At 60.2% G+C, this 26,271-nt stretch carries 22 protein-coding genes and 2 pseudogenes; 20 read left to right on the top strand and 4 right to left on the bottom strand.

Translation table 11 applies throughout. The annotated features are described in order from the left end of the window. The 3 genes and pseudogenes from HMPREF2765_RS09350 to HMPREF2765_RS03970 form a co-directional block, all read left to right on the top strand. A pseudogene (locus tag HMPREF2765_RS09350) lies at positions 1-285 on the top strand (peptide ABC transporter ATPase); the annotation flags it as partial. A gap of 181 nt (positions 286-466) precedes the next feature. Further along, positions 467-1,204 carry a DUF6318 family protein gene (locus tag HMPREF2765_RS03975; protein ID WP_049345492.1) on the top strand — a complete coding sequence of 246 codons (738 nt, stop codon included), beginning with the start codon at positions 467-469 and terminating at the stop codon, positions 1,202-1,204. A 126-nt stretch (positions 1,205-1,330) separates the two neighbouring features. Continuing rightward, positions 1,331-2,041: a DUF6318 family protein gene (locus tag HMPREF2765_RS03970; protein ID WP_070604334.1), complete on the top strand. Its 711-nt coding sequence runs from the start codon at positions 1,331-1,333 to the stop codon at positions 2,039-2,041. Positions 2,042-2,226: 185 nt separating this feature from the next. Here HMPREF2765_RS03970 and HMPREF2765_RS03965 read toward each other — a convergent pair whose 3' ends face one another. Further along, a complete protein-coding gene (locus HMPREF2765_RS03965; RefSeq protein ID WP_070604332.1) occupies positions 2,227-3,495 on the bottom strand; it encodes a DUF349 domain-containing protein in 1,269 nt (422 codons plus the stop codon). 302 nt (positions 3,496-3,797) lie between these two features. Between HMPREF2765_RS03965 and hisS the strand changes: the two genes are divergently transcribed. Continuing rightward, entirely contained in the window at positions 3,798-5,159 is a 1,362-nt protein-coding gene (hisS, locus tag HMPREF2765_RS03960) for a histidine--tRNA ligase (protein ID WP_070604330.1), read from the top strand. 242 nt (positions 5,160-5,401) lie between these two features. Here hisS and HMPREF2765_RS09345 read toward each other — a convergent pair whose 3' ends face one another. Together HMPREF2765_RS09345 and HMPREF2765_RS09445 are read right to left on the bottom strand one after the other, a co-directional pair. After that, positions 5,402-5,794: an endonuclease domain-containing protein gene (locus HMPREF2765_RS09345; protein WP_231840307.1), complete on the bottom strand. Its 393-nt coding sequence runs from the start codon at positions 5,792-5,794 to the stop codon at positions 5,402-5,404. Between the two features lie 378 nt (positions 5,795-6,172). Further along, positions 6,173-6,358: pseudogene (locus tag HMPREF2765_RS09445) on the bottom strand (type IV toxin-antitoxin system AbiEi family antitoxin domain-containing protein); the annotation flags it as partial. Positions 6,359-6,775: 417 nt separating this feature from the next. On the opposite strand from HMPREF2765_RS09445, the gene aspS reads away from it, so the two are divergent. The 16 genes from aspS (at position 6,776) to nusB (ending at position 25,090) form a co-directional block, all read left to right on the top strand. Beyond that, on the top strand, positions 6,776-8,548 hold the full coding sequence (aspS, locus tag HMPREF2765_RS03950; RefSeq protein WP_070604327.1) for an aspartate--tRNA ligase: 1,773 nt from the start codon (positions 6,776-6,778) through the stop codon (positions 8,546-8,548). 218 nt (positions 8,549-8,766) lie between these two features. Then, a complete protein-coding gene (locus HMPREF2765_RS03945; RefSeq protein WP_049337468.1) occupies positions 8,767-9,294 on the top strand; it encodes a P-loop NTPase family protein in 528 nt (175 codons plus the stop codon). A gap of 106 nt (positions 9,295-9,400) precedes the next feature. Further along, a complete protein-coding gene (dtd, locus tag HMPREF2765_RS03940; RefSeq protein WP_012903476.1) occupies positions 9,401-9,835 on the top strand; it encodes a D-aminoacyl-tRNA deacylase in 435 nt (144 codons plus the stop codon). 102 nt (positions 9,836-9,937) lie between these two features. Further along, entirely contained in the window at positions 9,938-11,452 is a 1,515-nt protein-coding gene (locus tag HMPREF2765_RS03935; RefSeq protein WP_049341924.1) for a replication-associated recombination protein A, read from the top strand. Positions 11,453-12,148: 696 nt separating this feature from the next. Continuing rightward, positions 12,149-12,781, top strand: a complete 633-nt coding sequence (gene rpsD, locus HMPREF2765_RS03930) for a 30S ribosomal protein S4 (RefSeq protein ID WP_005508739.1) — start codon at positions 12,149-12,151, stop codon at positions 12,779-12,781. 304 nt (positions 12,782-13,085) lie between these two features. Beyond that, positions 13,086-13,517: a DUF948 domain-containing protein gene (locus HMPREF2765_RS03925; protein WP_070604324.1), complete on the top strand. Its 432-nt coding sequence runs from the start codon at positions 13,086-13,088 to the stop codon at positions 13,515-13,517. Further along, the gene (locus HMPREF2765_RS03920; RefSeq protein ID WP_070604322.1) at positions 13,517-14,011 is read left to right on the top strand and encodes a peptide chain release factor 4; all 495 of its coding nucleotides are present in this window, start codon (positions 13,517-13,519) and stop codon (positions 14,009-14,011) included. Before HMPREF2765_RS03925 ends, HMPREF2765_RS03920 begins: the two co-directional genes overlap by 1 nt. A gap of 132 nt (positions 14,012-14,143) precedes the next feature. Then, positions 14,144-16,831 (top strand): alanine--tRNA ligase, encoded by a 2,688-nt coding sequence (gene alaS / locus HMPREF2765_RS03915; protein ID WP_070604321.1) that lies wholly within the window; start codon positions 14,144-14,146, stop codon positions 16,829-16,831. Between the two features lie 2 nt (positions 16,832-16,833). Then, complete coding sequence (gene ruvX / locus HMPREF2765_RS03910) at positions 16,834-17,397, top strand: Holliday junction resolvase RuvX (RefSeq protein ID WP_060824745.1); 564 nt, start codon at positions 16,834-16,836, stop codon at positions 17,395-17,397. Next, entirely contained in the window at positions 17,394-18,587 is a 1,194-nt protein-coding gene (gene mltG, locus HMPREF2765_RS03905) for an endolytic transglycosylase MltG (protein WP_070599980.1), read from the top strand. The genes ruvX and mltG overlap by 4 nt, the downstream gene beginning before the upstream one ends. Positions 18,588-18,875: 288 nt before the next feature. Continuing rightward, complete coding sequence (locus HMPREF2765_RS03900; protein ID WP_070604320.1) at positions 18,876-19,811, top strand: shikimate dehydrogenase; 936 nt, start codon at positions 18,876-18,878, stop codon at positions 19,809-19,811. Between the two features lie 119 nt (positions 19,812-19,930). Then, entirely contained in the window at positions 19,931-21,148 is a 1,218-nt protein-coding gene (aroC, locus tag HMPREF2765_RS03895) for a chorismate synthase (RefSeq protein ID WP_070604319.1), read from the top strand. After that, complete coding sequence (locus tag HMPREF2765_RS03890) at positions 21,148-22,749, top strand: shikimate kinase (RefSeq protein WP_070604318.1); 1,602 nt, start codon at positions 21,148-21,150, stop codon at positions 22,747-22,749. Before aroC ends, HMPREF2765_RS03890 begins: the two co-directional genes overlap by 1 nt. 25 nt (positions 22,750-22,774) lie before the next feature. Further along, entirely contained in the window at positions 22,775-23,902 is a 1,128-nt protein-coding gene (aroB, locus tag HMPREF2765_RS03885) for a 3-dehydroquinate synthase (protein WP_070604317.1), read from the top strand. 214 nt (positions 23,903-24,116) lie between these two features. Continuing rightward, positions 24,117-24,680 (top strand): elongation factor P, encoded by a 564-nt coding sequence (gene efp, locus HMPREF2765_RS03880; protein ID WP_005505932.1) that lies wholly within the window; start codon positions 24,117-24,119, stop codon positions 24,678-24,680. Next, positions 24,680-25,090, top strand: a complete 411-nt coding sequence (nusB, locus tag HMPREF2765_RS03875) for a transcription antitermination factor NusB (protein WP_049350076.1) — start codon at positions 24,680-24,682, stop codon at positions 25,088-25,090. The genes efp and nusB overlap by 1 nt, the downstream gene beginning before the upstream one ends. Positions 25,091-25,452: 362 nt before the next feature. Here nusB and HMPREF2765_RS03870 read toward each other — a convergent pair whose 3' ends face one another. After that, a complete protein-coding gene (locus tag HMPREF2765_RS03870; protein WP_070604316.1) occupies positions 25,453-26,193 on the bottom strand; it encodes a hypothetical protein in 741 nt (246 codons plus the stop codon). Positions 26,194-26,271 lie beyond the last annotated feature (78 nt).

Genomic DNA, 26,271 nt, shown 5'->3' with positions numbered 1-26,271 from the left:
CGTGTGGATGGTGGCCCGTGGCAGATGATGATGGTGACTCCGCAGGCGACCAGTGATCCGTTGCTGGTGCGTGTCTGGTGGGTTGATGTGGGACGCGTAGCCGGTGACTGCAGCTATGACGACACTCGTTGGGGCTGCAAGAACGATCCGACGATGGGTAAGAAGGATAATCCGAACCCGCGTCTGCGCAAGGCTGATATCCGTACCGGTCAGCGTTGGCACCTCAATGATAACGGTGACGGGGACACAGAGTATTCGTTGCACCGCGACTGGCCCGACATGTAAAGTCCACTGTGGGTCTTACGTTGAGAAGCCACATGTTCGCCGAGAAGCCACCATTCTAGTGGCTTTTCGAAACACATGTGGCTTCTCAGCTATCGGGGTTCTTCCCTTCAGCTGGTTAGTCTTCCGGTTTCTAACCAGCCCCCCTATTCACACTTCACACCGATACGAGGAATGTATTTCCATGACTTCCGTTATTTTGAACCGCCGCACACTGTTGAGCGGCGGTACCCTTCTGGGTCTTGGTGCCCTGCTTGCGGCATGCGGCCAGCAGGCGGCTAATGAGGCGAGCGCCTCGGCAGCACCGAGCGAGACCGCCTCCGCCACGCCGAGCGAAATGACTTCCGCTTCAGCTTCTACGGCGGCTTCCGATGCCTCTTCTGCATCAGCTACTCCGAGCCCGGTCATTACCCGCGGCTACTCCGGCGGCTCCAAGGCACCTGACGGGGAGTACCGCGGAGCTGACCCTAACGGTCCGGCACAAAACGTTCCGAAACCTGCATCACCTGAGGACGGATACCGAGAAAAATCCAATGAAGGTCTACGCAAAACACTCAACGCGTGGATTGAATGGAACAACTACGGCGCCCAAACCGGAGACTACAGCCAAGCACGCAAATTCGTTGATAGCAGCTTTACCGAACTACTAGACTCCTACGAAGGTCTTGAAGCCCTCTACAAGCGAGGCGGCTGGATTATCGCGGGACTTGATCACTACATTGCTGACGGGAACCCCTGGATCGAGGGGGAGACTTACTTCTGGAAGGCGTACCGGGAGTGGGGTTACGTTATGTACATTGAACCTAACGGTGATTGGAAGTCTTACGAGAATGACAGAAAGGATGACGACACGTGGAAGTTCTCGTTCAAGTACACCTCTGAGGGCTGGAAGATTATCGATTTTGAACAAGTAGATGACTAAATAGGAAATATAAAGCACTTATTAGTATCGCAAGAATTCTTATTCTTGCTTCGAGAATTTCTCTATCTTCCGCTTTCTAATCAGCATCCCCCATTCACACCACACCGATAGAAGGAATCTACTTCCATGACTTCCGTTTTTCTTACTCGTCGAGCGTTGTTGAACGGCGGCGCACTCATGGGTCTCAGTACCCTTCTTGGAGCCTGCGGTCAGCAAGCTAATAACGAGGCGGCAGCCACGACTTCCGCCGCGCCGAGCGAGACCACCTCGGCGTCTGCGGCGGCATCTGAGTCGCCCTTGGCGAGTGCTACCCCGTCTACTGTCCGCGGTTATTCGGGTGGTTCGAAGGCGCCTGACGGCGAGTACCGCCCGGCGGATAAGTACGGTCCGGCACAGAATGTACCGAAGCCTAACGTTCCGGAGGACGGCTACAACGAAAAGTCTCTGGAGGGCATGCGCAAGACGATGGATGCCTGGATCTTGTGGGGTAATTACGGTACTCAAACTGGCGATTACTCGATGGCTTTCAAGTTCATGTCCCCTACTTTTGAAGACGAACGTAAGGCCTATACAGGCGTCGAGGACCTTTACAAGAGAGGCGGATGGGTCATTGGCGGTATAAACCACTATCTAGCTGACGGTAACCCCTGGTCCGAAGATGGTGAAACCTACTTCTGGAAGGCGTACCGCGAATGGGATTACGAGACTTATGTTGAATCTGACGGTAGCTGGCGCAAATGGAGTAATGACGATAAAACCGATGACACCTTTAGATTTGAGCTGAAGCACAACGGGCAGAAATGGGAAATCATGAATTATGAGCCCGTTGATGACTAGTCCCTCCAGCCGATCCTAAAAGTCCGCACCCCGCAGATATCCCGCATCCCACAGACACCCAGCAGACATTCCGCAGACACGCAGAAGCCACATGTATTTCGAGAAGCCACCAAAAAAGTGGCTTTTCGAAACACATGTGGCTTCTCGGCGTTAATTAGACCGTTATTTAGACCGTCTGCTAGACCCTAGTTGCCGAAGCCCTGCAGGGTTGCTGCCCAGGCGCGGCGCGCCTCCAGAGCTTCTTTAGCCTTGGCGATCTTCTTGGAGTCGCCGCCCTTTTCAGCTGCTGCGAGCTCTGCTTCCAGCTCGGCGAGAGAGTCCTCGATCTGTGCGAGCAGGGAGTTCGCGCGTGCCGCCTTGGCGGGGTCGTTGCGCTTCCACTTTGCCTCTTCGGCGCCGTTGATTTCGTCCTGAATACGGCGCAGTTCGCCGTCGACGCGGCGCAGGTCGTTGCGGGGTACGCGGCCTGCCGCATCCCAACGGTCCAGAATCTTCTCGAAGGCGGCCTTCGCGCCCTCAATGTCCTCGACGGGCAGGAGTGCGCGTGCTTCTTCGAGCAGTGCTTCCTTGACCTTGAGGTTTTCGGCGTAGACTGCGTCCTGCGCTGCTTCGGCTTCGTTGCGGGCGTTGAAGAACAAGTCCTGTGCCGCGCGGAAGCGTGCCCACAGCTTGTCGTCTTCGCGACGGTGGCCGCGGGGTACCTGCTTCCAGGCGCGCATCAGGTCGCCGTATACGCGGGAAGTCTCAGACCAGTCAGTGGAGGTGGACAGCTCTTCCGCGCGTGCGATCAGCTCTTCCTTGGCGCGCTTGATGCGTGCGTTGCGGTCGTCGAGCTGCGAGAAGTGTGCGCGGCGGTTGCGGTCGAAGGTGGTGCGGGCTGCACGGAAACGCTTCCACAGCTCGTCCTCTACGCTCTTTGCCAGGTGAATTTCGCGCTGTGCCTTCTTCCACGCTTCGAACAGTTCGTTCATGCGGGAATGGGAGTTCTTCCAGTGAATCTGGTCGGGGTCCTGGCTGGCAATCTGCTCGGCTTCCGCGACGATTTCTTCACGGACGGCGAGGGCGCGTTCACGGTTTTCGGTGCGTGCCTGCTGCTGCTTTTCGCCGAGTTCAGCGATCTGCTCTGCGAGGGAGATGAGGCGCTTCTGCAGGCCGGAGTAGTCACCGACCATGTTGCGCACACCAATCTGTGCACCGATGGAGGTGATGCCCTTCTGCAGGTCTGCGGCGGGGGCGTTGTTGGCGAGGCGGGATTCGAGCAGGGCAACCTGCGCCTCGACGTTTTCAAACTTGCGGGCGAAGTAGCTGAGCGCTTCTTCTTCGGAGGCGCCGGGCAGCTGGCCTACGGCGTATTCTTCGCCGTCGACAATGACGAAGACGTGGCCGTCCTCGGAGACGCGGCCGTACTGGCGTGCCTTTTCGAGGTTTACAGTGTCGTCGGGTTTGGTAGTCACCGCTATAACTCTTTCACTCGGGGGTGCTGGGGGTGGGCGCCTTTGCGCTGTTCCCCGTGGTGGGCACCCGTTTGGGTGTGCGTGTGCACCTCCTAAGCATAGCCTCTGTGGGGTGTGTGTGAGTAGTGTCTGGTCGTGTTGTGTTGTGGGCGAACCTGCCGGCTGCGGGTTTGTGCGGGTTTGTGTTGGGTGAGCTGGGGGAGTGGGTGCTGTGCTGGGGTGGGTGTTGGTATGATGGGTAGATATGCCCGGAGGTGTTCCGGGGGTTTTGTTGTCGAGTTCTTTGTCAAGGAGTATCGCGTATGGCTCGCAAGGCTTCGCTGTCTGGTTTTCCCGAGTATCTTCCGGCTGAGCGGTTGGTTGAGAATCATGTTCTGGACACTTTGCGTGAGACTTTTGAGTTGCACGGTTTCTCCCCGATTGAGACTCGTTCGGTAGAGACTATTGAGCAGCTGCTGCGCAAGGGTGAGATTGACAAGGAAGTTTACGCAATTTCTCGCCTGCAGGAGGACGAGGCTGCTAAGGCTAAGGAAAAGCTGGCTCTGCACTTTGACCTGACCGTGCCGTTTGCCCGTTATGTGGTGGAGAACGCCGGTTACCTGAATTTCCCGTTCTCGCGTTACCAGATTCAGAAGGTGTGGCGTGGTGAGCGTCCGCAGGAGGGTCGTGCCCGCGAGTTCACTCAGGCTGATATTGACGTGGTTGGCGACGGCGAGCTGCCGTTCCGTTACGACGTGACCTTGGCGCTGGTTGTTGTTGATGCGCTGTCGAAGCTGCCGATTCCTGAGTTCAAGCTGCGTGTGAATAACCGCAAGCTGGCTGAGGGTTTCTACCTGGGCCTGGGTTTGACTGATACTGCGGCTGTTCTGCGTTCTATTGACAAGCTGGAGAAGATCGGCGCTGAGCGTGTGGCTGAGGAGCTGCAGGCTGAGGCTGGTGCGAGCGCGGATGCTGCCGCTGCCGCCCTGGAGCTGGCGCAGATCCGCACGGAGGATGCTTCTTTTGTGGAGCAGGTGCGTGCGCTTGCCGCTAAGTATTCGGTGGAGCATGAGCTGCTGGATCAGGGTCTTGCTGAGCTGGCTGAGGTCATTGAGGAGGCATCCCGCCGCGCGCCGGGTAAGGTGCTGGCTGACCTGTCGATTGCTCGCGGCTTGGACTACTACACCGGCACCGTGTATGAGACTGTTCTGGTTGGTCACGAGTCGCTGGGTTCGATTTGCTCGGGTGGCCGCTATGAGTCGCTGGCGTCGAACGGTAAGAAGACGTACCCGGGTGTTGGCCTGTCTATTGGTGTGACTCGTGTGGTGGCTCGTATCCTGTCGCAGGGTTTTGCGCAGGCGAGCCGTAAGGTGCCTTCGGCTGTGTTTGTTGCCCTGACGAATGATGAGGGCTGGTCCGCTGCGAATGATGTTGCGGATGCGCTGCGTGCCCGCGGTATTGCCTGCGAGGTGTCCGCGAATGCGGCGAAGTTCGGTAAGCAGATTAAGTACGCTGAGAAGCGCGGCATTCCGTTCGTGTGGTTCATTTCCTCGGATGAGTCGGGTGCCCCGGTTCACGAGGTGAAGGATATCCGTTCGGGTGAGCAGGTTGCTGCTGATCCGGCTTCGTGGATGCCGCCGGCTGAGGATCAGCACGTTCAGATTGTGCGTGCTGAGGGCCTGTAATAGTAGGTAAATAGTAGGAGCCTGTCATACCCTGTGGTGTTTGGCCGCTGTAGTATCTGGCTACTCTGAGCCTGCAGATGGACTCGCATATGGATGTGTACCCGCCTGGTGGGGAGGACGTTGACCTCCCTGCCGGGCGGGTCTTTTGTGTGAGCCCAGATTTTCGATAGGTTAGTGTCTTCGCCGTGGGTCTTTAACCCGGGGTGAAGGCGCTAACCTATCGACTGAGGCGTTTCCTCGCTTTATCTCAAGAGTAGTTTCCGCAAGTGGGTGATGACTTCCCGCTCTTTTTGAAAGATGTCAGCCCATGTGAGGTGTACGACCGTCCAGCCGGCGCGGGTTAGAGCACGGTCGCGGGTGGCTTCGTAGCGGTCCCTGCCGGGGTGGTCCACGTATTTCTGTTCGCCGTCGAACTCGAGAATGACGCGCGCCTCGGGCCAGGTGAAGTCCACTCGATAGTTACGGCCTTCGCATGAAATCGGGTACTGCGTTACGGGGAGGGGCAGCCTGTGCTCCATGAGTAGGCACCGGGTGAGGCTTTCACCAGCCGACTCGCTGGATGCATCCACCGCCTGCGCCAGGAGAGGCCCGGCGGAGCCGCCGTACCCGGTGAGGTTCAGTAGAATCTCAGTCACCTCGTGGGGTTCCAAGAGTTTCCGCCGCATGATGGAGTCAGCGAGGACCACCGCCTCCCGAAAGGGCATGCTGCGAGCACAATCCTGCAGCGTGCGAGCCACCGTCGTAACCATGATGGATGTGCCCGGCAACCTGGTGACTTCCTCGGGGCCAGGGGCGCTGTAATGCCGGGTGATTCTTCCCTTGTCAGAGGTGCTATGACTACAGCTATACACGCTTATCATTTGGGGAACAGAGAGTACATCAAGTCCCCATAGCGCCGCGGCTGATGTGTGGGAGAAGATTCCTTGAAGACCCATCATCTGAGCAGCGATGCACCGTACCGTGAGCCGCTCTTCGGGGGTGAGCGCTTGGGCATCGCAGGTGTAAATATAGGCTCCTCGCTGGATACGTTGCAGAGACCCTTCCGCCACTAGCTTGCGAATGCGTTTTGGCCCGATTCCTCGCAGGTTGAGCATCTGGGAGTTCAGCACGAATGGGTGCAGTTCTGCGGCGCGGGTAATTTCTGGTGTAGCCGGTAGTACGTTTGGGACGCGTTGCCACGGAATAGTTACGGTGTTCATAGGCTTTATCCTGGCAGGCTGTGTGAGGTTGTGGGGCTTGTTTGTGAAATCTGTGGATAACTTCGCGGATTCTACCGAAAAAGTGTTTGTCCACAGGCATGCGGAGTGGATTCCCCGGTAATACTTCGATAGGTTAGCGGCTTTTCGATAGGTTAATGCCTTCACCCCGGGTTAAAGACCCACGGCGAAGACACTAACCTATCGACCGCAGACACCCACGAACCGGCCGCCCTACCCGCATCCCGCCTCCGCACCCCATTTTCTGGCGCCTGACTTGCCCAGACTTGCCCCGACCCGCCCTCGACCTGCCCGGAGGGGATACAATATATGAGGCGCACGCAGTGTGCGCATATCATCAACCGCGTGTACCCGGCTACTGTCTATAGTCGTGAGGTGCCCGCTATGAAAGGAATGTCTGTGCTTCGCACTCACACCAACGGCGAGCTGACCGCCGCAAATATTGGAGAGACTGTTACCCTGACCGGTTGGGTGGCTCGCCGCCGCGACCACGGTGGTGTCGCTTTCGTTGACCTGCGTGACCGTGAGGGTGTCACCCAGTGTGTTTTCCACAATGAGGCTGATTTTGAGCACCTGCGCAACGAGTATGTGCTGCGTGTGACCGGTCTGGTGACTAAGCGCCCGGAGGGTAACGAGAACCCGAACCTGGCGACTGGCGAGATTGAGGTTGAGGTGTCCGCCGTTGAGGTGCTGAACACTGCCGCTCCGCTGCCTTTCCAGATTGACGAGCACGTTGAGGTGGGTGAGGAGGCGCGCCTGCGCTACCGCTACCTGGATCTTCGCCGCCCGGAGCCGGCTCGCATCATGCGTCTGCGTTCGGACGCGAACCGTGCGGCACGCAACCTGCTGGCCGAAGACGGCTACATTGAGGTTGAGACCCCGACCCTGACCCGTTCAACCCCTGAGGGTGCGCGTGACTTCCTGGTGCCGGCTCGTCTGGCTCCGGGTTCTTGGTATGCTCTGCCGCAGTCCCCGCAGCTGTTCAAGCAGCTGCTGCAGGTGGGCGGTATTGAGAAGTACTACCAGATTGCTCGTTGCTACCGCGATGAGGATTTCCGTGCGGACCGTCAGCCTGAGTTCACCCAGCTGGACATTGAGGCATCGTTCGTTGATCAGGAAGACATCATTGAGCTGGGCGAGCGCATCGTTGAGGCTGTGTGGAACCTGATTGACGTGAAGGTTCCCCGCCCGATTCAGCGCATGACCTACAAGGATGCGATGGAGAAGTACGGTTCGGACAAGCCTGACCTGCGTTTTGGTCTGGAGCTGACTGAGCTGACCGAGTACTTCAAGGACACCACTTTCCGCGTGTTCAAGGCTCCTTACGTGGGTGCTGTTGTGATGCCCGGTGGTGCTTCTCAGCCTCGCCGTACCCTGGACGCTTGGCAGGAGTGGGCGAAGCAGCGTGGCGCTAAGGGCCTGGCGTATGTCCTCATTCAGGAGGATGGCGAGCTGACCGGTCCGGTTGCTAAGAATATTACTGACGCTGAGCGCGAAGGCCTGGCTGAGGCTACCGGCGCGAAGCCCGGCGACTGCATCTTCTTCGCCGCTGGTGAGGCTAAGGCTTCCCGTGCGCTGCTGGGTGCCGCTCGTGTTGAGATTGGCCACCGTACCGGCCTGATTAAGGACGGCGAGTGGTCCTTCGTGTGGGTTGTTGACGCTCCCATGTTTGAGTCCTCCGCAGAGGCTACTGAGTCCGGTGACGTGGCTCTGGGTCACTCCGCGTGGACTGCTGTGCACCACGCGTTCACTTCCCCGAAGCCCGAGTTCATGGATACTTTCGACACTGACCCGGGTTCGGCTCTGGCGTACGCTTACGACATTGTCTGCAACGGTAACGAGATTGGTGGCGGTTCGATCCGTATTCACCGCCGTGACGTGCAGGAACGCGTATTCGCTGTGATGGGCATTGGCGAGGAAGAGGCTCAGGAGAAGTTCGGCTTCCTGCTGGATGCGTTCAAGTACGGCGCACCGCCCATGGGTGGTATTGCGTTCGGTTGGGACCGTATTGTGTCTCTGCTGGCTGGCGTTGATTCGATCCGCGAGGTTATTGCGTTCCCGAAGACCGGTAACGGTTACGATCCGCTGACTGCGGCTCCTGCACCGATTACTCCGGAGCAGCGTAAGGAAGCTGGCGTTGACTTCAAGCCGAAGAAGAAGGACGAGGAGTAATCTTCTCTAGTCTTTGGTCGTGCGCCCCGTGTGGGGTGCGAGGCGTGTGGCGATTACCCGGGGTTTGAGCCTTTAGGTTTTGAGTGCTGGGGTCGCTGTTGAGGGTGGGCTGTGTATTCTGCTGGTGCAGGGTCGCAGCCCACCTTTTGTATCAACTGGCGTGCGTGCCGATTTGTGTACTAAGCAAAGGTGTGTGCTAACTGAAGGGGGAGGGGAGCATGCGTATTCTGATTGCCGGCCCGAGCGGTAGCGGTAAGACGACGTTCGCGGCGCGGTTGGGGCGCCTCCTGGACATTCCGCATACGGAGATGGACTCGTTGCATTGGGGTCCGAACTGGACTCCGCGCCCTAGTTTTGAGGCGGATGTTCAGACGCTCATTGAGCGGCCTGCGTGGATTACGGAGTGGCAGTATCCGCAGGTGCGCGGCCGCCTGCTGGAGCGCGCGGATGTGGTGATTTACTTGCGCTATAGCCGTGCGGTGGTCATGTGGCGTGTGGTTCGCCGGACGGTGCGCCGTGCGGTGACGGGTCAGAGGCTGTGGGCTGATAATGTGGAGCCGCCGCTGAAGAATATTCTGCGGGACCCGGACAACATGATTCGGTACACGTGGAGGAGCTACCCGCACGTCGGGGAGTTGCTGGCGGAGGCTCGCGGGCAGCATCTGCAGAAGCGTTTTATTGAGTTTCGTACTCCGCGGGCGGCGAACCAGTTTTTGCGTGCCGTGCAGCTGCGCGGCGTGCTCTGAGGCGGCTGCCTCTAGAACTGCGGCTCCCCTAAACCAGCCGCTGAGAGTGGTGTCGAAAGAGATGTATGAGCCCGGCGAATGCCGGTTCCATGATGAAAGGTGAACGATGCGAGTAGTTATTCAGCGCGTGACCCGCGCGGCGGTGCGCGTGGCGGGTGAGACGGTCGGCGCGATTGAGCAGCCCGGCTACCTGGTGCTGGTCGGTATCACGCACGGTGACGGTGCGGCGCAGATTGCGAAGCTTGCCGACAAGACCGCGAACCTGCGCCTGATGGAGGGGGAGAAGTCCCTGCTCGATGAGGGCGCACCCGTGCTGGCGGTCAGCCAGTTCACCCTCTACGGGGATGCGAAGAAGGGCCGCCGCCCCTCCTGGTCTGCCGCTGCGCCCGGCGCGGTGAGTGAGCCGCTGTTCAACGACTATGTTCAGGCGCTGCGTGAGCGTGGCCTGCACGTGGAGACCGGCGTGTTCGGTGCGGACATGCAGGTGGAGCTCGTCAATGACGGCCCGGTGACCCTGATTCTCGATAGTGAGACCCTTTAAGAGCGGCGCTAACCCGTGTGGTGTCACGCCGCGAGCTAAATCCGCAGCTGTATATCCACACCCCGTACCCGCCTCCAGATTGTGAAACGATAGAGTAAGACTATGGCTGATTCCCTCTTTGATCTTGAGTTGCCCGATGACGGGGACCGCGTGAGCCTGATTGGTGCGCCCGCTGAGGAGCCCTCCTCCTCGCGTGCCTCTGCGTCGCGTGCGTATTCTGCCCGTTCGGCGTCTCGTGCGCCGTTGGCGGTGCGTATGCGTCCGCGCACGATTGACGAGGTCCTCGGCCAGGAGCATCTGCTGACTCCGGGTGCGCCTCTGCGCGTGTTGGCGGGGGAGAATGCCGGACCGGCTGGCCCGTCCTCGGTGATTTTGTACGGCCCGCCGGGTACGGGTAAGACCACTCTGGCGCATGTGATTGCGCGCGCGCCGGGTCGTAAGTTCGTGGAGCTTTCGGCGATTACCGCGGGCGTGAAGGACGTTCGCGCGGTCATGGACCAAGCGCTGCTCGACCGCGACATGTACGGCACGACCACCGTGCTCTTCCTCGACGAGATTCACCGTTTCACGAAGGCTCAGCAGGATGCGCTCCTGCCCGGTGTGGAGAACCGCTGGGTGATTCTGGTGGCGGCTACGACGGAGAACCCGTCGTTCAGCATTATTTCGCCGCTGCTCTCGCGCTCGCTACTGTTGCGGGTTCATTCGCTGGAGCAGTCCGATATTGAGCAGCTGATTGACCGTGCGTTGGCTGATCCGCGCGGTTTTGATGGTGCGGCGGTCATCGATGAGGACGCGCGCGCCCACCTCGCGGCGGTTTCGGGAGGCGACGCTCGCCGCTCCCTGACCTCCCTGGAGGCGGCGGCTGCGATTGCCTTTAGCGAGGCTGAAGCTGCGGGAAATGCCCCGGCAGAAACTGGCCCCGCAGAAACCGGTGCCGAAGAGGCCGAACCTGCCGCACCCGTGCGCATCACCCTGGCGCACGCTACGGAGGCGGTGGACCGCGCCGCGATCCGCTACGACCGTTCGGGCGATCAGCATTATGACGTGGTGAGTGCGTTCATTAAGTCCATGCGCGGCTCTGATGCGGACGCCGCGGTGCACTACTTGGCGCGCATGCTGGAGGGCGGCGAGGATCCGCGTTTCGTGGCGCGTCGCATCATGATTTTGGCGAGTGAGGATATTGGTTTGGCTGATCCGCAGGCGTTGCAGGTGGCGACGGCTGCGGCGCAGTCGGTGGCGCTGGTGGGCATGCCGGAGGCGCGCATTATCCTCTCGCAGGCGGTGATATATTGTGCGCTCGCGCCGAAGTCGAATGCGGCGTATAACGCGATTAACCGCGCGATTGCGGATGTGCGTGCGGGTGCTTCGGGTCAGGTTCCGGTGCATTTGCGTGATGGTCATTATGCGGGGGCTAAGCAGTTTGGTCACGGCGTGGGGTATGTGTATGCGCATGATGAGCCGGGGCATGTGGCGGCGCAGCAGTACCTGCCGGATACTCTGCGCGGCACGGTCTACTACGAGCCGACTCAGCATGGTTTTGAGCGTACGTTGACGGAGCGTCGTGAGCGTATCCGCCGTATTTTGGATGCCGCGCCGGTGCAGGATACGACCCGTTAGCTTACGTGGCTCCCATCGAGCCGTCTACTACTTTGAGTGCTGACCACCGGGGGAGTGGCGTGCCTCGGCAGGCAGGTAGCCGTATAGAGCAAGCAGCCGTATAGGGCTGAGCGCAAACAGAAAGCGGTGCGTAGTACCTCGGTAGTACTGCGCACCGCGTCAGAGTTTTGAGTTGTGATAGACGTCTTGACTGTCGGCCTTCCCGGAAGGGCGGACGCCAAGCTTGTTATGTTCTCTAGTCTAGGCGATATGGGGGTCTGATTCAAGCTATTCCCATAAAGACACAGGTTAAAAATAACGAAATGATTACAATCCAACATCCCGGCGCCGTGATTTTTTCGGGAAGTCGCACCTAAATAGCTCTGACGGGCATAAATAATTCTTGCGGGGTCGTGTGGGTAAGTATCAAAAACCCACACGCACAGTGATTTGAACCAAAGATTTCCCAAAAGGCTGGTAAAGCCCGGACGCATCCGGTAAGCTTGACGGGTCTGGCAATTACTATGCCCGCATTCGTGCGAGCGTCAGTAATGTAGCTGCGGGGTACTCTGCCCCGAGCTCTCCGCCTCACCGCCGTACAGCAACGACCGAATCGGTCGCGTACGGATTCCGGCGGGGTCAACCGAGGAGGCCAGTATTCAACAGACCGAGGCCCCACCCGCGAGGGTGCAGGAGCCTCACATAGAAAGGTAGATTGTGGCTAAGCACAACCGCACCCGCCGTACCGTGCGTCAGTCCCGTGCCCTGGGCATTGCACTGACCCCGAAGGCAGAAAAGTACCTCGAGCGTCGTCCTTACGGCCCCGGCCAGCACGGCCGTGCCCGCAAGAAGGCTGACTCCAACTACGCTACCCAGCTGAAGGAAAAGCAGCGTCTGCGCGCTCAGTACAACATCCGCGAGGCACAGATGCGCCGCGCATACCTCGAGGCAAAGCGTACCGAGGGCCAGACCGGTAAGAACATGGTCGAGCTGCTCGAGACCCGCCTCGACGCTCTGGTTCTGCGTGCAGGCTTCGCCCGCACCATTGCACAGGCACGTCAGATGGTTGTTCACCGTCACATCATGGTTGACGGCGTTCGCGTGGACCGCCCCTCGTTCCACGTCAAGCCCGGCCAGCTGATCCACGTTCACCCCAAGGCTGAGAAGACCACCCCCTTCCAGGCTGCGGCTGCAGGTGAGAACCAGGCAGTTCTGCCCGAGGTTCCCGCATACCTGAACGTTGAGATCGAGAAGCTGCACGCAAAGCTTGAGCGCAAGCCCAAGCGCGAAGAGATCCCCGTGATCTGCGACGAGCAGCTGGTCGTTGAGTACTACTCGCGTCTGGCATAATCTCGATTTTTCGAGAAGCAACCCGTCCTGCACCGTTCGGTGGGGGCGGGTTGTTCCCGTTTAACGCGCGGGTTTTGGGGCTTATACACCAGAGGGGAGTGGCGCCGCTGAACCTGTGAATCTTCCGTCGCTGGGAGTTTCATGAGAGTTTAAGGGGCGCTTGAAGGATTTATCGACTAAAATAGAGGATTGAACTGTGTATACGGTCCTGAACTGTATGCGCGATCCGGCTGCGCGCCACGGTGGCACGCGGTCCTGTACGACTATTGATAAGCATCATGCATTGAGCGGAATGGGGTTATAGATGACCGGCGGAGATATTGCGGGCCTGATTGCAGCAGGAGTTTTTGCGATTCTGGTGGCTCTGCTTGCGCTACCCATTATTCGCCTGACTAAGGTGTTTGATGAGCTTATCGTGACGATTCGTTCGCTGAACCAGAGCACCGGCCCCCTCATCGAAGAGGTGACTCGCACTGTGGTGACCACCAATGAGCAGCTGGAGAAGGTTGACGACATCACCTCGAACGTTTCGGATGCGTCCGCGAACGTTTCTGCGCTGTCCTCGCTGGTGACCTCGACTGTGGGTCAGCCGCTGATTAAGGTTGCGTCCTTCTCGTACGGTGTGCGTCAGGCGTTCCGCGGCGGTAAGTCCGGCGATGCGCACGGCACCGGCAACGCTGGTGGCCAGTACGGTTCGGCACAGGGCGGCTCTTACTCTGCAGGCGGTGAGAACTAATGGGTCTGCTTCGTTCTGCTCTTCTGCTCGGCGCCGGCGCGGCGGTTGGTTACTTCGCTTCCAGGCGTGCCGCCTCCGAACCTGCTCAGCGTACCCCCGGCAGCGCCCTGCTCATGCGTGAGCACGGTGAGCTTGCCCTCAACCCGGAGTCTCAGATGGGAAAGTTCTTCGATTCGCCGATTGGCAAGCCCCTGCAGCCGTATGCGTTGCGTGCTGTTGAGTTCGCCGCCCGCGTGCGTGAGGGCATGCAGGAGAAAGAGATGGAGCTCAACGCTAAGGTGGAGCGCCAGAAGCAGGATATGCGTCCTGGCTCCCTGGATACCTGGGACCGCAAGATGAGCTCGACTGAGATTGAGTCCACGAACCGCCGCCTGGCTGAGCGTGAACTCATTGAGGTGGAGGCTGAGATTGCCTCCTTGGAAGAGGCTCAGAAGCGAGCGCGTGAGCAGCGTATTGCGCGTGACCGTCAGCTCGGTGACGGCTTCTTCAACTAGGTTTTAAAAGATGGTGTTTTCGCCCGTAAACCACGGTACGAGACTGGCTCGATTAGCCATTTTGCTCTTGGGCAGGCACCATAGGTCAGTAGACTAATTTAGAATTTCGCACAGATTACTCTAAGGAACGAGATGCTCTCACAGGAGATTTCTAAGCGCTGGATCGATTTCTTCGCTTCCCGCGGCCATACTGTGGTGCCTTCGGCATCGCTGATTTCGAACGAGCCCGGCGCTATGTTCACCATTGCCGGTATGGTGCCGTTCATTCCCTACTTCCTGGGCCGTGAGACCCCTCCGTTCTCCCGCGCGACCAGCGTGCAGAAGTGCATCCGCACCCTGGACATTGAAGAGGTCGGTAAGACCGCGCGTCACGGTACCTTCTTCCAGATGGCTGGTAACTTCTCGTTCGGTGATTACTTCAAGGAGCAGGCGATTCCGTTTGCTTACGAGCTGCTGACCACCCCTCAGGATAAGGGCGGTTTCGGTCTGGATCCGGAGCGCCTGTGGGTCACCATTTATGAGGGTGACGATGAGGCCTTCGACATTTGGCACAACAAGGTGGGCTTCCCGGCTGAGCGTATTCAGCGTATGGGCATGAAGGAAAACTACTGGTCCACCGGTCAGCCCGGCCCCGCAGGCCCCGACTCGGAGATCTTCTACGACCGTGGCCCCGCGTACGGTAAGGAAGGCGGCCCGGCGGCTGACGATGACCGTTACATTGAGATTTGGAACCTCGTGTTCATGCAGTACCAGCGTGGCGAGGGCATCGGTAAGGATGACTTCGAGATTCTGGGTGATCTGCCGAAGAAGAACATCGATACCGGTCTGGGCGTTGAACGTCTTGCCATGCTGCTGCAGGGTGTTGAGAACTTCTACGAGACCGACCAGGTTCGCCCCGTTCTGGACGCTGCTTCTAAGCTATCCGGTAAGAAGTACCACGGCTCTGAGTCCGCTGAGGATGAGGGCTACGAGGACGACGTGCGTATGCGCGTGGTGGCTGACCACATCCGTTCCTCGCTGATGCTGATTGCTGATGGCGTGACCCCCTCCAACGAGGGTCGCGGCTACATTCTGCGCCGTCTGATGCGCCGTGCGATTCGTGCGATGCGTCTGCTGGGCGTTACTGAGCCCTGCCTGCCCGTGCTGTTCCCGGCTTCGCGTGACGCGATGAAGGGTGCTTTCCCGTACGTTGCTGACGACTTCGAACGTATTTCCCGCATTGCGTACGCTGAGGAGAAGGCGTTCCTGCACACCATTGAGACCGGTACTGAGCGTCTGGAAGAGGCTGTCGCTGCCGCTAAAAAGGACGGCTCTAACGCTGTTTCTGGTGCTGAGGCGTTTGCTCTGCACGACACCTACGGCTTCCCGATTGACCTTACCCTGGAGATGGCTGCTGAGGCTGGCGTGAAGGTGGATGAGAAGTCCTTCCGCGAGCTGATGGCTGAGCAGCGTCACCGTGCGCAGGCTGACGCTAAGGCGAAGAAGGGCGCGTTTGCTGACCTGTCTGAGCTGCGTAAGCTCGTGGACGAGCGCGGCTCCATCTTCACCGGTTACACCGAGCTGCGTACTGAGACTAAGCTGCGTGCAATCCTGGTGGACGGCGTTTCCGTGCCCGCCGCTAAGGCTGGCGACAAGATTGAGGTTGTCCTGGACGAGACCCCGTTCTACGCGGAGGCTGGTGGCCAGGCTGCTGATACCGGTGTTATTACCGGCAACGGCTTCATCATTGACGTTCAGGACGTTCAGCAGCCCGTGAAGGGCCTGAGCGTTCACCGCGCCGTTGTGCGTGAGGGTGAGGTTCACACCGGTGCCGATGTTGTGGCACAGGTTGATGTTCAGCGCCGCCGCGACGGTGAGAAGGCACACTCCGGTACCCACATCATTCACGCTGCCCTGCACCAGGTGCTCGGCAACGAGGCTACTCAGCGTGGCTCTTTCAACAAGGAAGGCTACCTGCGCTTCGACTTCGCGTGGGGCGAGGGCCTGTCCGAGTCCGCTAAGCGTGAGGTTGAAGAGGTTGCTAACCTCGCGATCCGCGATAACCACGAGGTGATTACCCGTGAGATGCCGCTGGCTGAGGCTAAGGCTCTGGGCGCTATGAGCCTCTTCGGCGAGAAGTACGGCGACGTGGTGCGTGTTGTTGAAATCGGCGGCGAGTTCTCCCGCGAGCTGTGCGGTGGTACCCACGTTGGTTCGTCCGCTGAGATTGGCTCCCTGACCCTGCTGACCGAGGGCTCTGTTGGCTCCGGCAACCGCCGTGTTGAGGCTCTGGTGGGCCTGGATTCCTTCAACCACCTGGCTGCTGAGCGTACCCTGGTGAACCAGCTGACCGGCCTGATGAAGGTTCAGTCCTCCGCTGATCTGCCGGAGAAGATTAACCAGACTCTGGCTAAGCTGAAGGCTGCTGAGAAGGAACTGGCTCAGCTGCGCCGCGAGAAGCTGCAGGCTGAGGCTGGCAAGCTGCTGGAGAACGCACAGACCATCGGTTCCGTGCGCGTTCTGGCGCATGACGCTGGCGAACTGGACGCTAACGGCGTTCGTGACCTGGCTCTGGATCTGCGTTCGCGCTTCGGCTCCGAGGCCGCTGTTGTCGCCGTGGTGGGTGTGGCTAATGGCCGCCCCGTCGTCCTGGTGGCAACCAACGAGGGTGCTCGTGAGGCTGGCGTGAAGGCTGGCGCTCTGGTCCGCGTCGCTGCCGGTGTTCTCGGCGGCGGTGGCGGCGGTAAGGACGACGTCGCTCAGGGTGGTGGCCAGGACGCATCCAAGATTGGTGCTGCACTGGACGCTGTCCGCGACGCTATCGCACAGGCTCAGGCCTAAACATGGCGGAATTCCAGCGCGGAGTGCGGATGGGTGTCGATGTGGGGAACGCCCGCGTCGGCACCGCCCTCAGCGACCCCGACGGTATTCTCGCCACCCCGCTCAAGACGCTGCGCCGCGACGCGAAGAAGAACTCTGACCGCCGTGTTTTGCGTAAGCTGATTGAGGTGAACGAGGTGGTGGAGGTTTTCGTCGGGCTTCCGAGGACCATGCGTGGCGGGGATTCTCCCTCCACGGAAATGGCTCGGGAGTACGCTCAGGCTCTGCGCTCCGAGCTGGATGCCGAAGAGAAAACACACATTAACATTTGGCTGGTGGATGAGCGACTCACCACCGTGAGCGCTCACCGTGCACTGCACGAGGCTGGGGTTTCCAGCCGAGATTTCAAGACTATGGTTGACCAGGTGGCGGCTGTGAACATTTTGCAGTACAGCCTGGATGCCCTCAAAGCGGGGCAGTCCGTAGCCGGGTACAAGGTGAGCGATCCGGCCCACGAAGAAAACCGACCGTCCGAGTCAGAAGGGACCACGGTCGGTGCCGTCAACGAAACGGAGAACCTTCAGTGACCGAACAGAATAAACATCCCGAAGAGAGCGGGCTCGACCTCTTTAGGCCGACAGCCGAGGATGAACGTAAGGGCATCACCGGCATCACGATGGAACAGGAAATCGTGTCGGTGGCTACGTTGCGTGCGCGTAAGCGCCGCCGCCGCGCCATCATGCTGAGCGCTATTTCCTTGTTTGTGGTGGCTCTGGTCATCATTTCGGGTGCCTTGATTACTCGCTATGACCCGTTCAAGACTCGTGACTACTCGGGTGGCGGCAATGGTACGACCGTGACGTTCACGATTCGTTCTGGCCAGTCCACCGCGCAGGTGGCGCAGGAGCTTGAGGCGGCGGGCGTTATTGCTGATGCTGATAAGTTCGTTGAGGTGTACACCAAGGAGAGCAAGGGCAAGTACCTGCAGCCTGGCACCTACGAACTGCAGCAGCACATGAGCAGCTCGAGCGCGATTACGACCATTATCGAGGCGAACAGCAACGTACTGTACCTGGCGATTCCGCAGGGTAAGCGCGTGAGCGAGACCATCGATTTGATTGTTTCTGGCTCCGATGGTGCGTTCACCCGCAAGCAGGTTGAGGACGCGGTCAGCAACTACACCCAGTACGGTGTGCCGAGCAACTTCCCCTCGATTGAGGGTTGGCTGCACCCGGGCGAGTACCGCTTCCCGAAGGACACCGACATCAAGAAGGTCATTCAGACCATGGTTGATAAGACCAAGGCTGACCTGAAGGAAGCCGGCGTGAGCGGCGACCAGAAGACCTTCGAGGTTCTGACCATCGCCTCCATCGTGGAGCTTGAGGCTCAGCCGAAGGACTACGTGGCGGTTGCAGGCATCATTGAGAACCGTCTGAACAACCCCGATGGTGAGACCTCGGGTCTGATTCAGTCGGATGCGACCGTGACTTACGGTCTGGGTGTCCGCTCGTACCACCTGACTGAAGAGCAGAAGGCCGATAAGAGCAATAAGTACAACACTTATGCGAATAAGGGTCTTCCGAAGGGTCCGATTGGTTCCCCGCAGCTGGCTTCGATTAAGGCTGCTGCGGCTCCTGAGAAGAACCCGTACTACTACTGGGTGACTGTGGACCTGGACTCCGGTGAGACTAAGTACTCCCGCACTTACGCTGAGCACCAGCGTTATGTTGAAGAGTACAACCAGTGGTGTTCTAAGCACCCGAACCGCTGTAGCTAAGTTGTAGCTCATTGGTTTAGCTGGTAGCTACGATTTGGTAGCTTCGGCGTGAAGGTTCCTTGCTGAGGCGGGTACCGCCTCCACGAGAGTGGGGGAGGTACCCGCCTTTGCTGTACCCGGATGCTGGGTGCATGGTTGATGGGGTGCTTGGTTGTTGGGCTATACCCGAATATTGGTTTGTCCCTTAAAATGGGTAGAGTGCGCCCATGAACGCGGGTTCGTGGCGTGCGTGTCCGCAAGCCCCAAGTGTTGAGAGCGTTCCCCAGCGTTGAGAGCGAAAGAGAGCCGATGAAGACTGAACCGTACCGCGAAGCCCCGTATCTTCGCCGCGCCTACGTGCTGGGGCACCCTATTGCGCATTCGCTGTCGCCTGCGCTGCATCGTGCCGCGTATGACTTTTTGGGTGAGCAGAATTTGGGTTATGATCGCCGCGATACTCTGCCTGATGATTTGCCGGCGATTATGCACGGTGTGCGCCACCCGGACGGTACGGAGGACGCCCCGTATATTGCGGGTCTGTCGGTGACGATGCCGTTGAAGACCGCGGTCATTCAGTATTGCGATGAGCTGAGTGAGACTGCCCGCGTGACCGGTGCGGTGAACACGGTGTATCCGCGCGGTGAGAAGGTGCTGGGTGATAACACGGACGTGATCGGCATTGTGAACGCGCTGCGCCACGCCGGTTTGGAACCGGAACCGCTCAAGGATTCTGCTGCGATTGTGGGTGGGGGAGCGACCGCTATTTCCGCCCTGACCGCTCTGCATCAGCTGGGGTATTCCCGTGTGAGCGTGTACGCCCGTTCGCTGCATAAGCTCGGTAGCGTGCAGAAGGCGGCGGACCGCCTGGGCGTTCAGCTGGAGCAGGTTTCCCTGGCTGATTTGCCGCAGAATCTTGCGGAGCGCGGCCATCACCCGGTGGTGTCTACGCTTCCGGCGCATGCGGCGGATGAGTGGGCGAGCCAGCTGAGCGGGCTGAAGGGCGCCTCCGCAACGCACCGGCCGGTACTGCTCGATGTTGCATATAACCCGTGGCCTTCGGTGCTGGCGAGCGCCTGGGAGGCTAACGGCGGCACGGTGGTTTCTGGCCTGGAGATGCTGCTGTATCAGGCGGTGGAGCAGGTGCTGCTGTTTACCGACCGCACCCTGTCTGAGGGTGAGCTGCTGGGCTTGGTGAATGCGATGTGCGCGGCGGTTGATCTTGCGCCTCGCGCTTCCGTTTCGTGAAAAAAGCGTGCTTTCACTCGCTCAGTCAACAGGCATTTTATACACTATTTATACACGTGAAGAATTATTATTCCTTCCTCCTGCGCTGCGGTGCGGGTGCGATGAAAAGAGGTTAACCTATGGCCCTGCGTTGGCTCACTGCCGGAGAATCCCACGGCGAGGCGCTCGTCGGCATTATTGAAGGCGTGCCCGCCGGTGTGGAACTCACCAGCGACATGGTGCGTGACGCCCTGGCTCGCCGCCGCCTCGGCTACGGCCGCGGTGCCCGCATGAAGTTCGAGGAGGACCGCGTGCGCATCCTCGGCGGTGTGCGTCACGGCCTGACTCAGGGCGGCCCGGTCGCGATTGAGATTGCGAACACCGAGTGGCCCAAGTGGACTGACGTGATGAGCTCCGACCCGGTGGATCCGAAGCTGATTGAGGGTCGTGCGCGTAATGCTGCGCTGACCCGTCCGCGCCCCGGTCACGCCGATTTTACGGGTATGCAGAAGTACAACTTCTCTGAGGCTCGCCCGGTGCTGGAGCGCGCCTCCGCGCGTGAGACTGCGACCCGCGTGGCTCTTGGCGTGGTTGCCGCCCAGATTCTGAAGGCTCTGGGTGTTGAGCTGGTTTCTCACACCGTGGCTGTGGGTGGCGTGCACGCTCCCGAGGGCGCCCCGGTGCCTTCGCCCCGCAATGTTGACCAGCTGGACGCTGACCCGCTGCGTTGCTTCGACAAGGCAACCTCCGACGCGATGGTTCAGCGCGTGGACGAGGCGCACAAGGACGGCGAGACCCTCGGCGGTGTGGTTGAGGTGCTCGCGTACGGTATGCCTCCCGGACTGGGTTCGTACGTGCACTGGGACCGCCGCCTGGACGCGCGCCTTGCCGCAGCGCTGATGGGTATTCAGGCTATTAAGGGCGTTGAGGTTGGCGATGGTTTCGCGACCGCCGACCGCCCGGGCACTGCCGCTCACGACGAGATTTCCATTGGCGAGCACGGCGTAACCCGCGATACCAACCGTGCAGGTGGCATTGAGGGCGGCATGAGCATTGGCGACCTGTTGCGTGTGCGCGCGGCAATGAAGCCCATTGCGACCGTGCCGAAGGCTCTGAAGACCATTGACACTTCCACCGGTGAGGAGGCTCGCGCCCACCACCAGCGTTCGGACGTGTGCGCCGTTCCCGCCGCCGGCGTGGTGGCGGAGGCCATGGTCGCCCTGGTGCTCGCCGAGGCCGCGCTGGAGAAGTTCGGCGGCGACTCGATTGGTGAGACTCGCCGCAACATGGATTCCTACCTGGAGGCCATTCCGGCGTCTCTGGCGTGGGAGTCTAACGTGGCTGGTTGGGACGCGTAGTGCCCCTTCCGGCGGAGTCTGAGGGCCGCGGCGCGAAGGGTCGCGGTTCCGGGGAGGTTTCTGTGGAGCAGGGTGTTCGCCCGGTCGCTTCGAGCCCCCTTGCGCGTATTGCTGCGGCAACGCAGCGTGCGCGAGGGGGCGCTTCGCCGCGCCCGGAAACCGGCACAGAACCCGGTGTATCTGTTGCGGCTGAGCAGAGTGTTGAGGCTGCGGGCGCTGGGGTTCGTGAGACTGTTGCGCGTGAGGCTGCCGCCTCGGTTTCTTCTGCGTCAGTTTCTTCTGTGCGCCCGGCTTCTCGCGTGCCCACCCCCGCTGACCTGATGCGTTCTGGCACCCGCCCCCTGCCCGCCGCCGCTACGGCGAGCACGCAGGGTGTGCGCCTGTACGCCTCCTCGGTATCTGAGGACGCCGACCCGGCGCTCGGCCTGGACGAGGACCTGCGCCTGAAGCTGCTCAGCGCCCTGCAGGGCATGGGCACCGCTGAAGAGGAATCCCGCAAGGAACCAGCGAAGGCGGAAGCACCCAAGCCGACTGCGCCGAAGCCTGCCGCGCCGTCAGTAGTTGCTGCGCCGAAGCCAGCCGCACCGAAACCGACTGCTCCTAAGCCTGCCGCGCCCAAGCCTGCACCTCCGAAGCAGGCTCAGCCTGCAGAAGCGGTGGGGGAGAGCGTTTCTGCTCCCGTGCAGAAGGCTGAACCCAAGACTGTACAGGTCACGCCCGCAGCCCCCGTAGGTGTGCCCGAAACTTCCGTAGCTGTGCCCGCGGCTGAACCCGCCAAGCCGGTCCGTCCGACCCCGGCGCTGTTCGGCAAGGTTCAGGTTGCCGCACCCGCAGTACCCGCTGTGCCCCCCGCGGAAGAAGAGAACCAGGTGGGGGAGAAGCCCCTCGACGCTTCCGAACTGCCCGCAACCCCGGCTGAATCTGTGGCACCCGCAGAGCTCGCCGCCCCCGCAGAGCTTGCCGCCCCCGCAGAGGCGCTCGCAGAAGACGAGTCCGCAGGCGGCGCTCGCATCCACCCGCAGCAGGTGCGTGAAATGCACGAGAACTTCGCGGAACGCTCCCGCCCCATCGTGCTCATTGGCCCCATGGCGGCAGGTAAGACCTACATTGGTACGCACCTGGCGCGTTTCTACGGCTACGAGTTCCTCGACGCCGACCAGCTCATCGTGGAACGCTACGGCGAAGTCTCCGAAATCTTCGAAATTTTCGGTGAGGCGTATTTCCGCGAGCTCGAACGCAAAACCATCGAAGAGGTCCTCACCTCGCCTGTGTACCGCAACACGGTGTTCTCCCTGGGCGGTGGCGCGCCCATGACCGACTCGGTTGCGGAGCTGCTCAAGGACGAATGCGTGGTGTACATCCTCGTTGATGCTGACACCGTCACCCCGCGCATTACCGGCAATAAGACCCGCCCGCTGCTGCAGCCGAACCCGGTCGAGCGGTGGACCGAAATTTTTGAGCGCCGCCGCAGTCGATACGAAGAGTTGGCGCACTTCACCCTGGACGCACGAGGCGGCCGCCCCATCACCGAGATGACCGCCGAAATCCAGGCGTACGTGACCGCAACCCGCGCCTCCCGCGCGCAGCGCCCCCAAGCATAACCCCTCACCTGTGAAAGGACACATGATGAGCACTCAGCCCACCCCCACTTTCGGTGCCTCCGGCGCGGAAGATATTACCCGCATCCCGGTGACCGGCAGCTCCCCGCGTGAGAACTATGAGGTTCTCATCGGCCACAACCTGCTCGGTAAAATCCCCGAAATTCTGGGCAACCGCACCAAGAAGGTGCTCGTGATTCACCCGCGTGCCCTGCGTTCCACCGGTGAGCTGGTCATGGAAGACCTGCGCACCATGGGCTACGAATCGTTCAGCGCCGAAATCCCGGACGCTGAGGAGGCAAAGCACTACCAGGTGGCGGCGTTCTGCTGGCAGGTGCTCGGTCAGAACGACTTCACCCGCACCGACGCAATCATCTCCGTGGGCGGCGGCGCCATTACCGACGTTGCCGGCTTCGTCGCGGCAACCTGGCTGCGCGGCGTGCGCGTCATTCACATTCCGACTACCCTGCTCGGCATGGTGGACGCCGCCGTGGGCGGTAAGACCGGCATCAACACCGCCGAGGGTAAAAACCTGGTCGGCGCGTTCTGGCCGCCCGCCGCAGTGCTCTGCGAAATCGGCACCCTGCGCACCTTGCCTGAGCATGAGCTGCTGACCGGCATGGGTGAGGTCGTCAAGTGCGGCTTCATCGCAGACCCCGAAATCCTCGACCTGATTGAGGCGAACCCGAACGCCGTACGCGACTCGCAGTCCGCCGTGATGCGTGAGCTCATTGAACGCAGCGTGCGCGTGAAGGCGGAGGTTGTCTCCGAGGACCTGCGCGAGTCCGGCCGCCGCGAAATCCTGAACTACGGCCACACCCTCGCACACGCCATCGAGCGTAACGAGCGTTACCAGTGGCGTCACGGCGCGGCAGTGTCCGTCGGCATGGTCTACGCCGCCGAACTGGCGCTAGCAACCGGCCACGCCGACGAAGAACTCGTGGCACGCACCCGCCGCATCCTCGAATCCCTGGGCCTGCCCACCTCCTACAAGGCAGACGCATGGCCCCAGCTGCTCGAAGCAATGCGCCGCGACAAGAAGGCACGCGGCAACCTGCTGCGCTTCATCATTCTTGACGGTTTGGCTCGCCCGCGCGTCTACGAGGTGCCGGACGACTCGATTCTGTACATGACCTACCAGGAGATTACCGAGTAGGTGACGGGTCCCGTATATTCACCGGATGCACCCGGCGCGTGTTTGCTAATACGCGGCAGCCGGGCGGGGTGCCACAGAAAAACTGTGGCGCCCCTGCTAGGCAAATTCGTGCGCATCCTGTAGAATGTACGGGACATATTTTTGCTCATTGAAAACTTAGCGCCTCGCCGAGTATCACTACGGCGTGGGCGTCGATGACACGAAGGAGAGCCCCATGGCATCCACTACCGATATTAAGAACGGCGCCGTCCTGAAGATTGACGGCAACCTCTGGTCCGTCGTTGAGTTCCAGCACGTTAAGCCCGGTAAGGGTGGCGCGTTCGTTCGCACCAAGCTGCGCAACGTTACCTCCGGCAAGGTCGTCGACCGCACCTTCAACGCTGGCGCTAAGATTGAGACCGCAACCGTTGACCGCTCCGACTACCAGTACCTGTACCAGGACGGCGACGACTACGTCTTCATGGACATGAAGACCTACGACCAGATCAACGTTCCCGCAACCGTTGTCGGCGACGCAGCAAACTACATGCTCGAGTCCCAGACCGCAACCATCGCAATGCACGAGGGTAGCCCCCTGTACATCGAGCTGCCCGCATCCGTGGTCCTCGAAATCACCTACACCGAGCCCGGCCTGCAGGGTGACCGCTCCACCGGCGGCACCAAGCCCGCAACCGTTGAGACCGGCTACGAGATCCAGGTTCCCCTGTTCCTGGAGACCGGCACCAAGGTCAAGGTTGACACCCGCACCGGTGAGTACCTCGGTCGCGTGAACGACTAATGAATTCGCGTACGAAAGCCCGATTGCGCGCCCTCGAAGTGCTCTTCGAGGCGGATCAGCGCAACGAAGATTATATTGAGGTACTCCGCCGCCGCCGACTGTACACGGTAGCGCAGATCTCTGCTTACTCTGAGGAAATCATTCGTGGCGTTCGCGACCACGACGGAGAGATCCGCGAGTTTGTGGAGACTTACGCTCGTGACTGGTCCTTCGAGCGTATGCCCGCCGTGGACCGTGCCGTGCTGCGTATTGGCACTTGGGAGCTTCTGTACAATGACGAAGTTCCGGATGCTGTCGCAATTTCTGAGGCTGTCGGTCTGGCGCGTGTGCTGTCCACGAATGAATCTCCTAAGTTCGTGAACGGTCTGCTGGATAAGCTCCGTCAGGTGAAGCCGACCCTGCTCGCGTAAGACATCCCGCCGCGGCTTGCCCGCCAGCCCCGTAGCTGGGTTGGTTTGCTGCCGTTGAGGATGTGCCCGCAGGGGAGCGTACGTGAAACCCCCGCCGTACTGTAGTTCGCTACAGGACGGCGGGGGTTTTCTGTGTCTAGGTTGCGTTTGTCGTGTGCTCGGGTCTGGGATGCTGAGCCGGATGCGCTGGCTAGGTTTGGTTGTAGCAGCGGTGGAGGCTTCACCGGACAACGCGGGCGGGGGAGTGCCCCCTCTGCGGCGCTGAGCGCCTTGAGGACGGAGCCCCCGCCCTGCGTGCCCGGCATGCGCCTCGAGGATGGTTCCTGCTCAGCGTGCTCGGCATGCGCCTCGTGCAGTATCAGCTACTCACCTTGAGCGGGTGCGGTCGCCTCGTTCGTAGCATCTGCTTCGCCTCCGCAACCTTTATGTACGGTTCGCATCTTGGCAATAACGAACGCACCATCCTCTGCACGGCGAATAAAAGTGATTTCTCGCGTCTGCAGAGGTGAATCAACTTTCTCACCATCTACCCGGCGAAGATCGCTCCAGTCTTCACAGTAGGTGATAACCACGCCGGTATTGTATACGCGTGACCCGTCATCCTTAATGCTTCCGTAAATCTCTTTTGTCTTAGCATCACGGAAGATAATATCGCCGTTCGCGGGAGCTTCCTGAGAGAGCTCATAAAAATTCTCTACAGTCTTCTTTACGCTTCCGAGCACGTCTTTATGTACGTACCGGACCAGCTCCTCATCGCTGGTGTGTTCAATATCCCCGTGCCTCCAGGCATTCCAAAGGCGGAAATGCTGCTCCAATGCGGCGTGTGCAGCTTTATTGGTTACCTCAGCGGCTTCCTTCGTGTTGCTATTCACGTCAATGCTTGGGTAAATCAGTTCGATTTCGGAGCCAGACGGGCCGGTCGGGGTGGGCGAAGGCGTGGGAGTCGCAGTGGGAGTCGCGGAAGCTTCAGTGCTCGCCGACTCAGTGCTCGCGGAGGTGGAAGCGCTCGATTCTGCGCTGACCTGCGCGCCGCCGGAACATGCGGACAGGGTGAGCATCATTGCCGCAGAGAGCGCGGCAATAGAACTACGGTTAAACATCATTGTTGGTTCTTTTCTGGTGTGTGGTTGTGTAAACCGCAGAATTATCCATACAGCAACGTGTGGAATTCAGCGGAATGT

This window comes from Rothia sp. HMSC062H08, assembly GCF_001810775.1.
In the GTDB taxonomy this organism is placed as follows: Bacteria; Actinomycetota; Actinomycetes; order Actinomycetales; family Micrococcaceae; genus Rothia.
This window is presented reverse-complemented; position numbering and strand designations above follow the sequence as displayed.

Excerpts from the sequence above, each read along its gene's own strand:
- alaS (WP_070604321.1), top strand. The coding sequence starts at position 14,144 with ATGCTCTCACAGGAGATTTCTAAGCGCTGGATCGATTTCTTCGCTTCC.
- HMPREF2765_RS03920 (WP_070604322.1), top strand. The coding sequence starts at position 13,517 with ATGGGTCTGCTTCGTTCTGCTCTTCTGCTCGGCGCCGGCGCGGCGGTT.
- HMPREF2765_RS03970 (WP_070604334.1), top strand. The coding sequence starts at position 1,331 with ATGACTTCCGTTTTTCTTACTCGTCGAGCGTTGTTGAACGGCGGCGCA.
- nusB (WP_049350076.1), top strand. The coding sequence starts at position 24,680 with ATGAATTCGCGTACGAAAGCCCGATTGCGCGCCCTCGAAGTGCTCTTC.
- HMPREF2765_RS03925 (WP_070604324.1), top strand. The coding sequence starts at position 13,086 with ATGACCGGCGGAGATATTGCGGGCCTGATTGCAGCAGGAGTTTTTGCG.
- HMPREF2765_RS03945 (WP_049337468.1), top strand. The coding sequence starts at position 8,767 with ATGCGTATTCTGATTGCCGGCCCGAGCGGTAGCGGTAAGACGACGTTC.
- dtd (WP_012903476.1), top strand. The coding sequence starts at position 9,401 with ATGCGAGTAGTTATTCAGCGCGTGACCCGCGCGGCGGTGCGCGTGGCG.
- hisS (WP_070604330.1), top strand. The coding sequence starts at position 3,798 with ATGGCTCGCAAGGCTTCGCTGTCTGGTTTTCCCGAGTATCTTCCGGCT.
- aroB (WP_070604317.1), top strand. The coding sequence starts at position 22,775 with ATGAGCACTCAGCCCACCCCCACTTTCGGTGCCTCCGGCGCGGAAGAT.
- HMPREF2765_RS03900 (WP_070604320.1), top strand. The coding sequence starts at position 18,876 with ATGAAGACTGAACCGTACCGCGAAGCCCCGTATCTTCGCCGCGCCTAC.
- HMPREF2765_RS03975 (WP_049345492.1), top strand. The coding sequence starts at position 467 with ATGACTTCCGTTATTTTGAACCGCCGCACACTGTTGAGCGGCGGTACC.
- HMPREF2765_RS03870 (WP_070604316.1), bottom strand. The coding sequence starts at position 26,193 with ATGATGTTTAACCGTAGTTCTATTGCCGCGCTCTCTGCGGCAATGATG.
- efp (WP_005505932.1), top strand. The coding sequence starts at position 24,117 with ATGGCATCCACTACCGATATTAAGAACGGCGCCGTCCTGAAGATTGAC.
- ruvX (WP_060824745.1), top strand. The coding sequence starts at position 16,834 with ATGGCGGAATTCCAGCGCGGAGTGCGGATGGGTGTCGATGTGGGGAAC.
- aroC (WP_070604319.1), top strand. The coding sequence starts at position 19,931 with ATGGCCCTGCGTTGGCTCACTGCCGGAGAATCCCACGGCGAGGCGCTC.
- HMPREF2765_RS03935 (WP_049341924.1), top strand. The coding sequence starts at position 9,938 with ATGGCTGATTCCCTCTTTGATCTTGAGTTGCCCGATGACGGGGACCGC.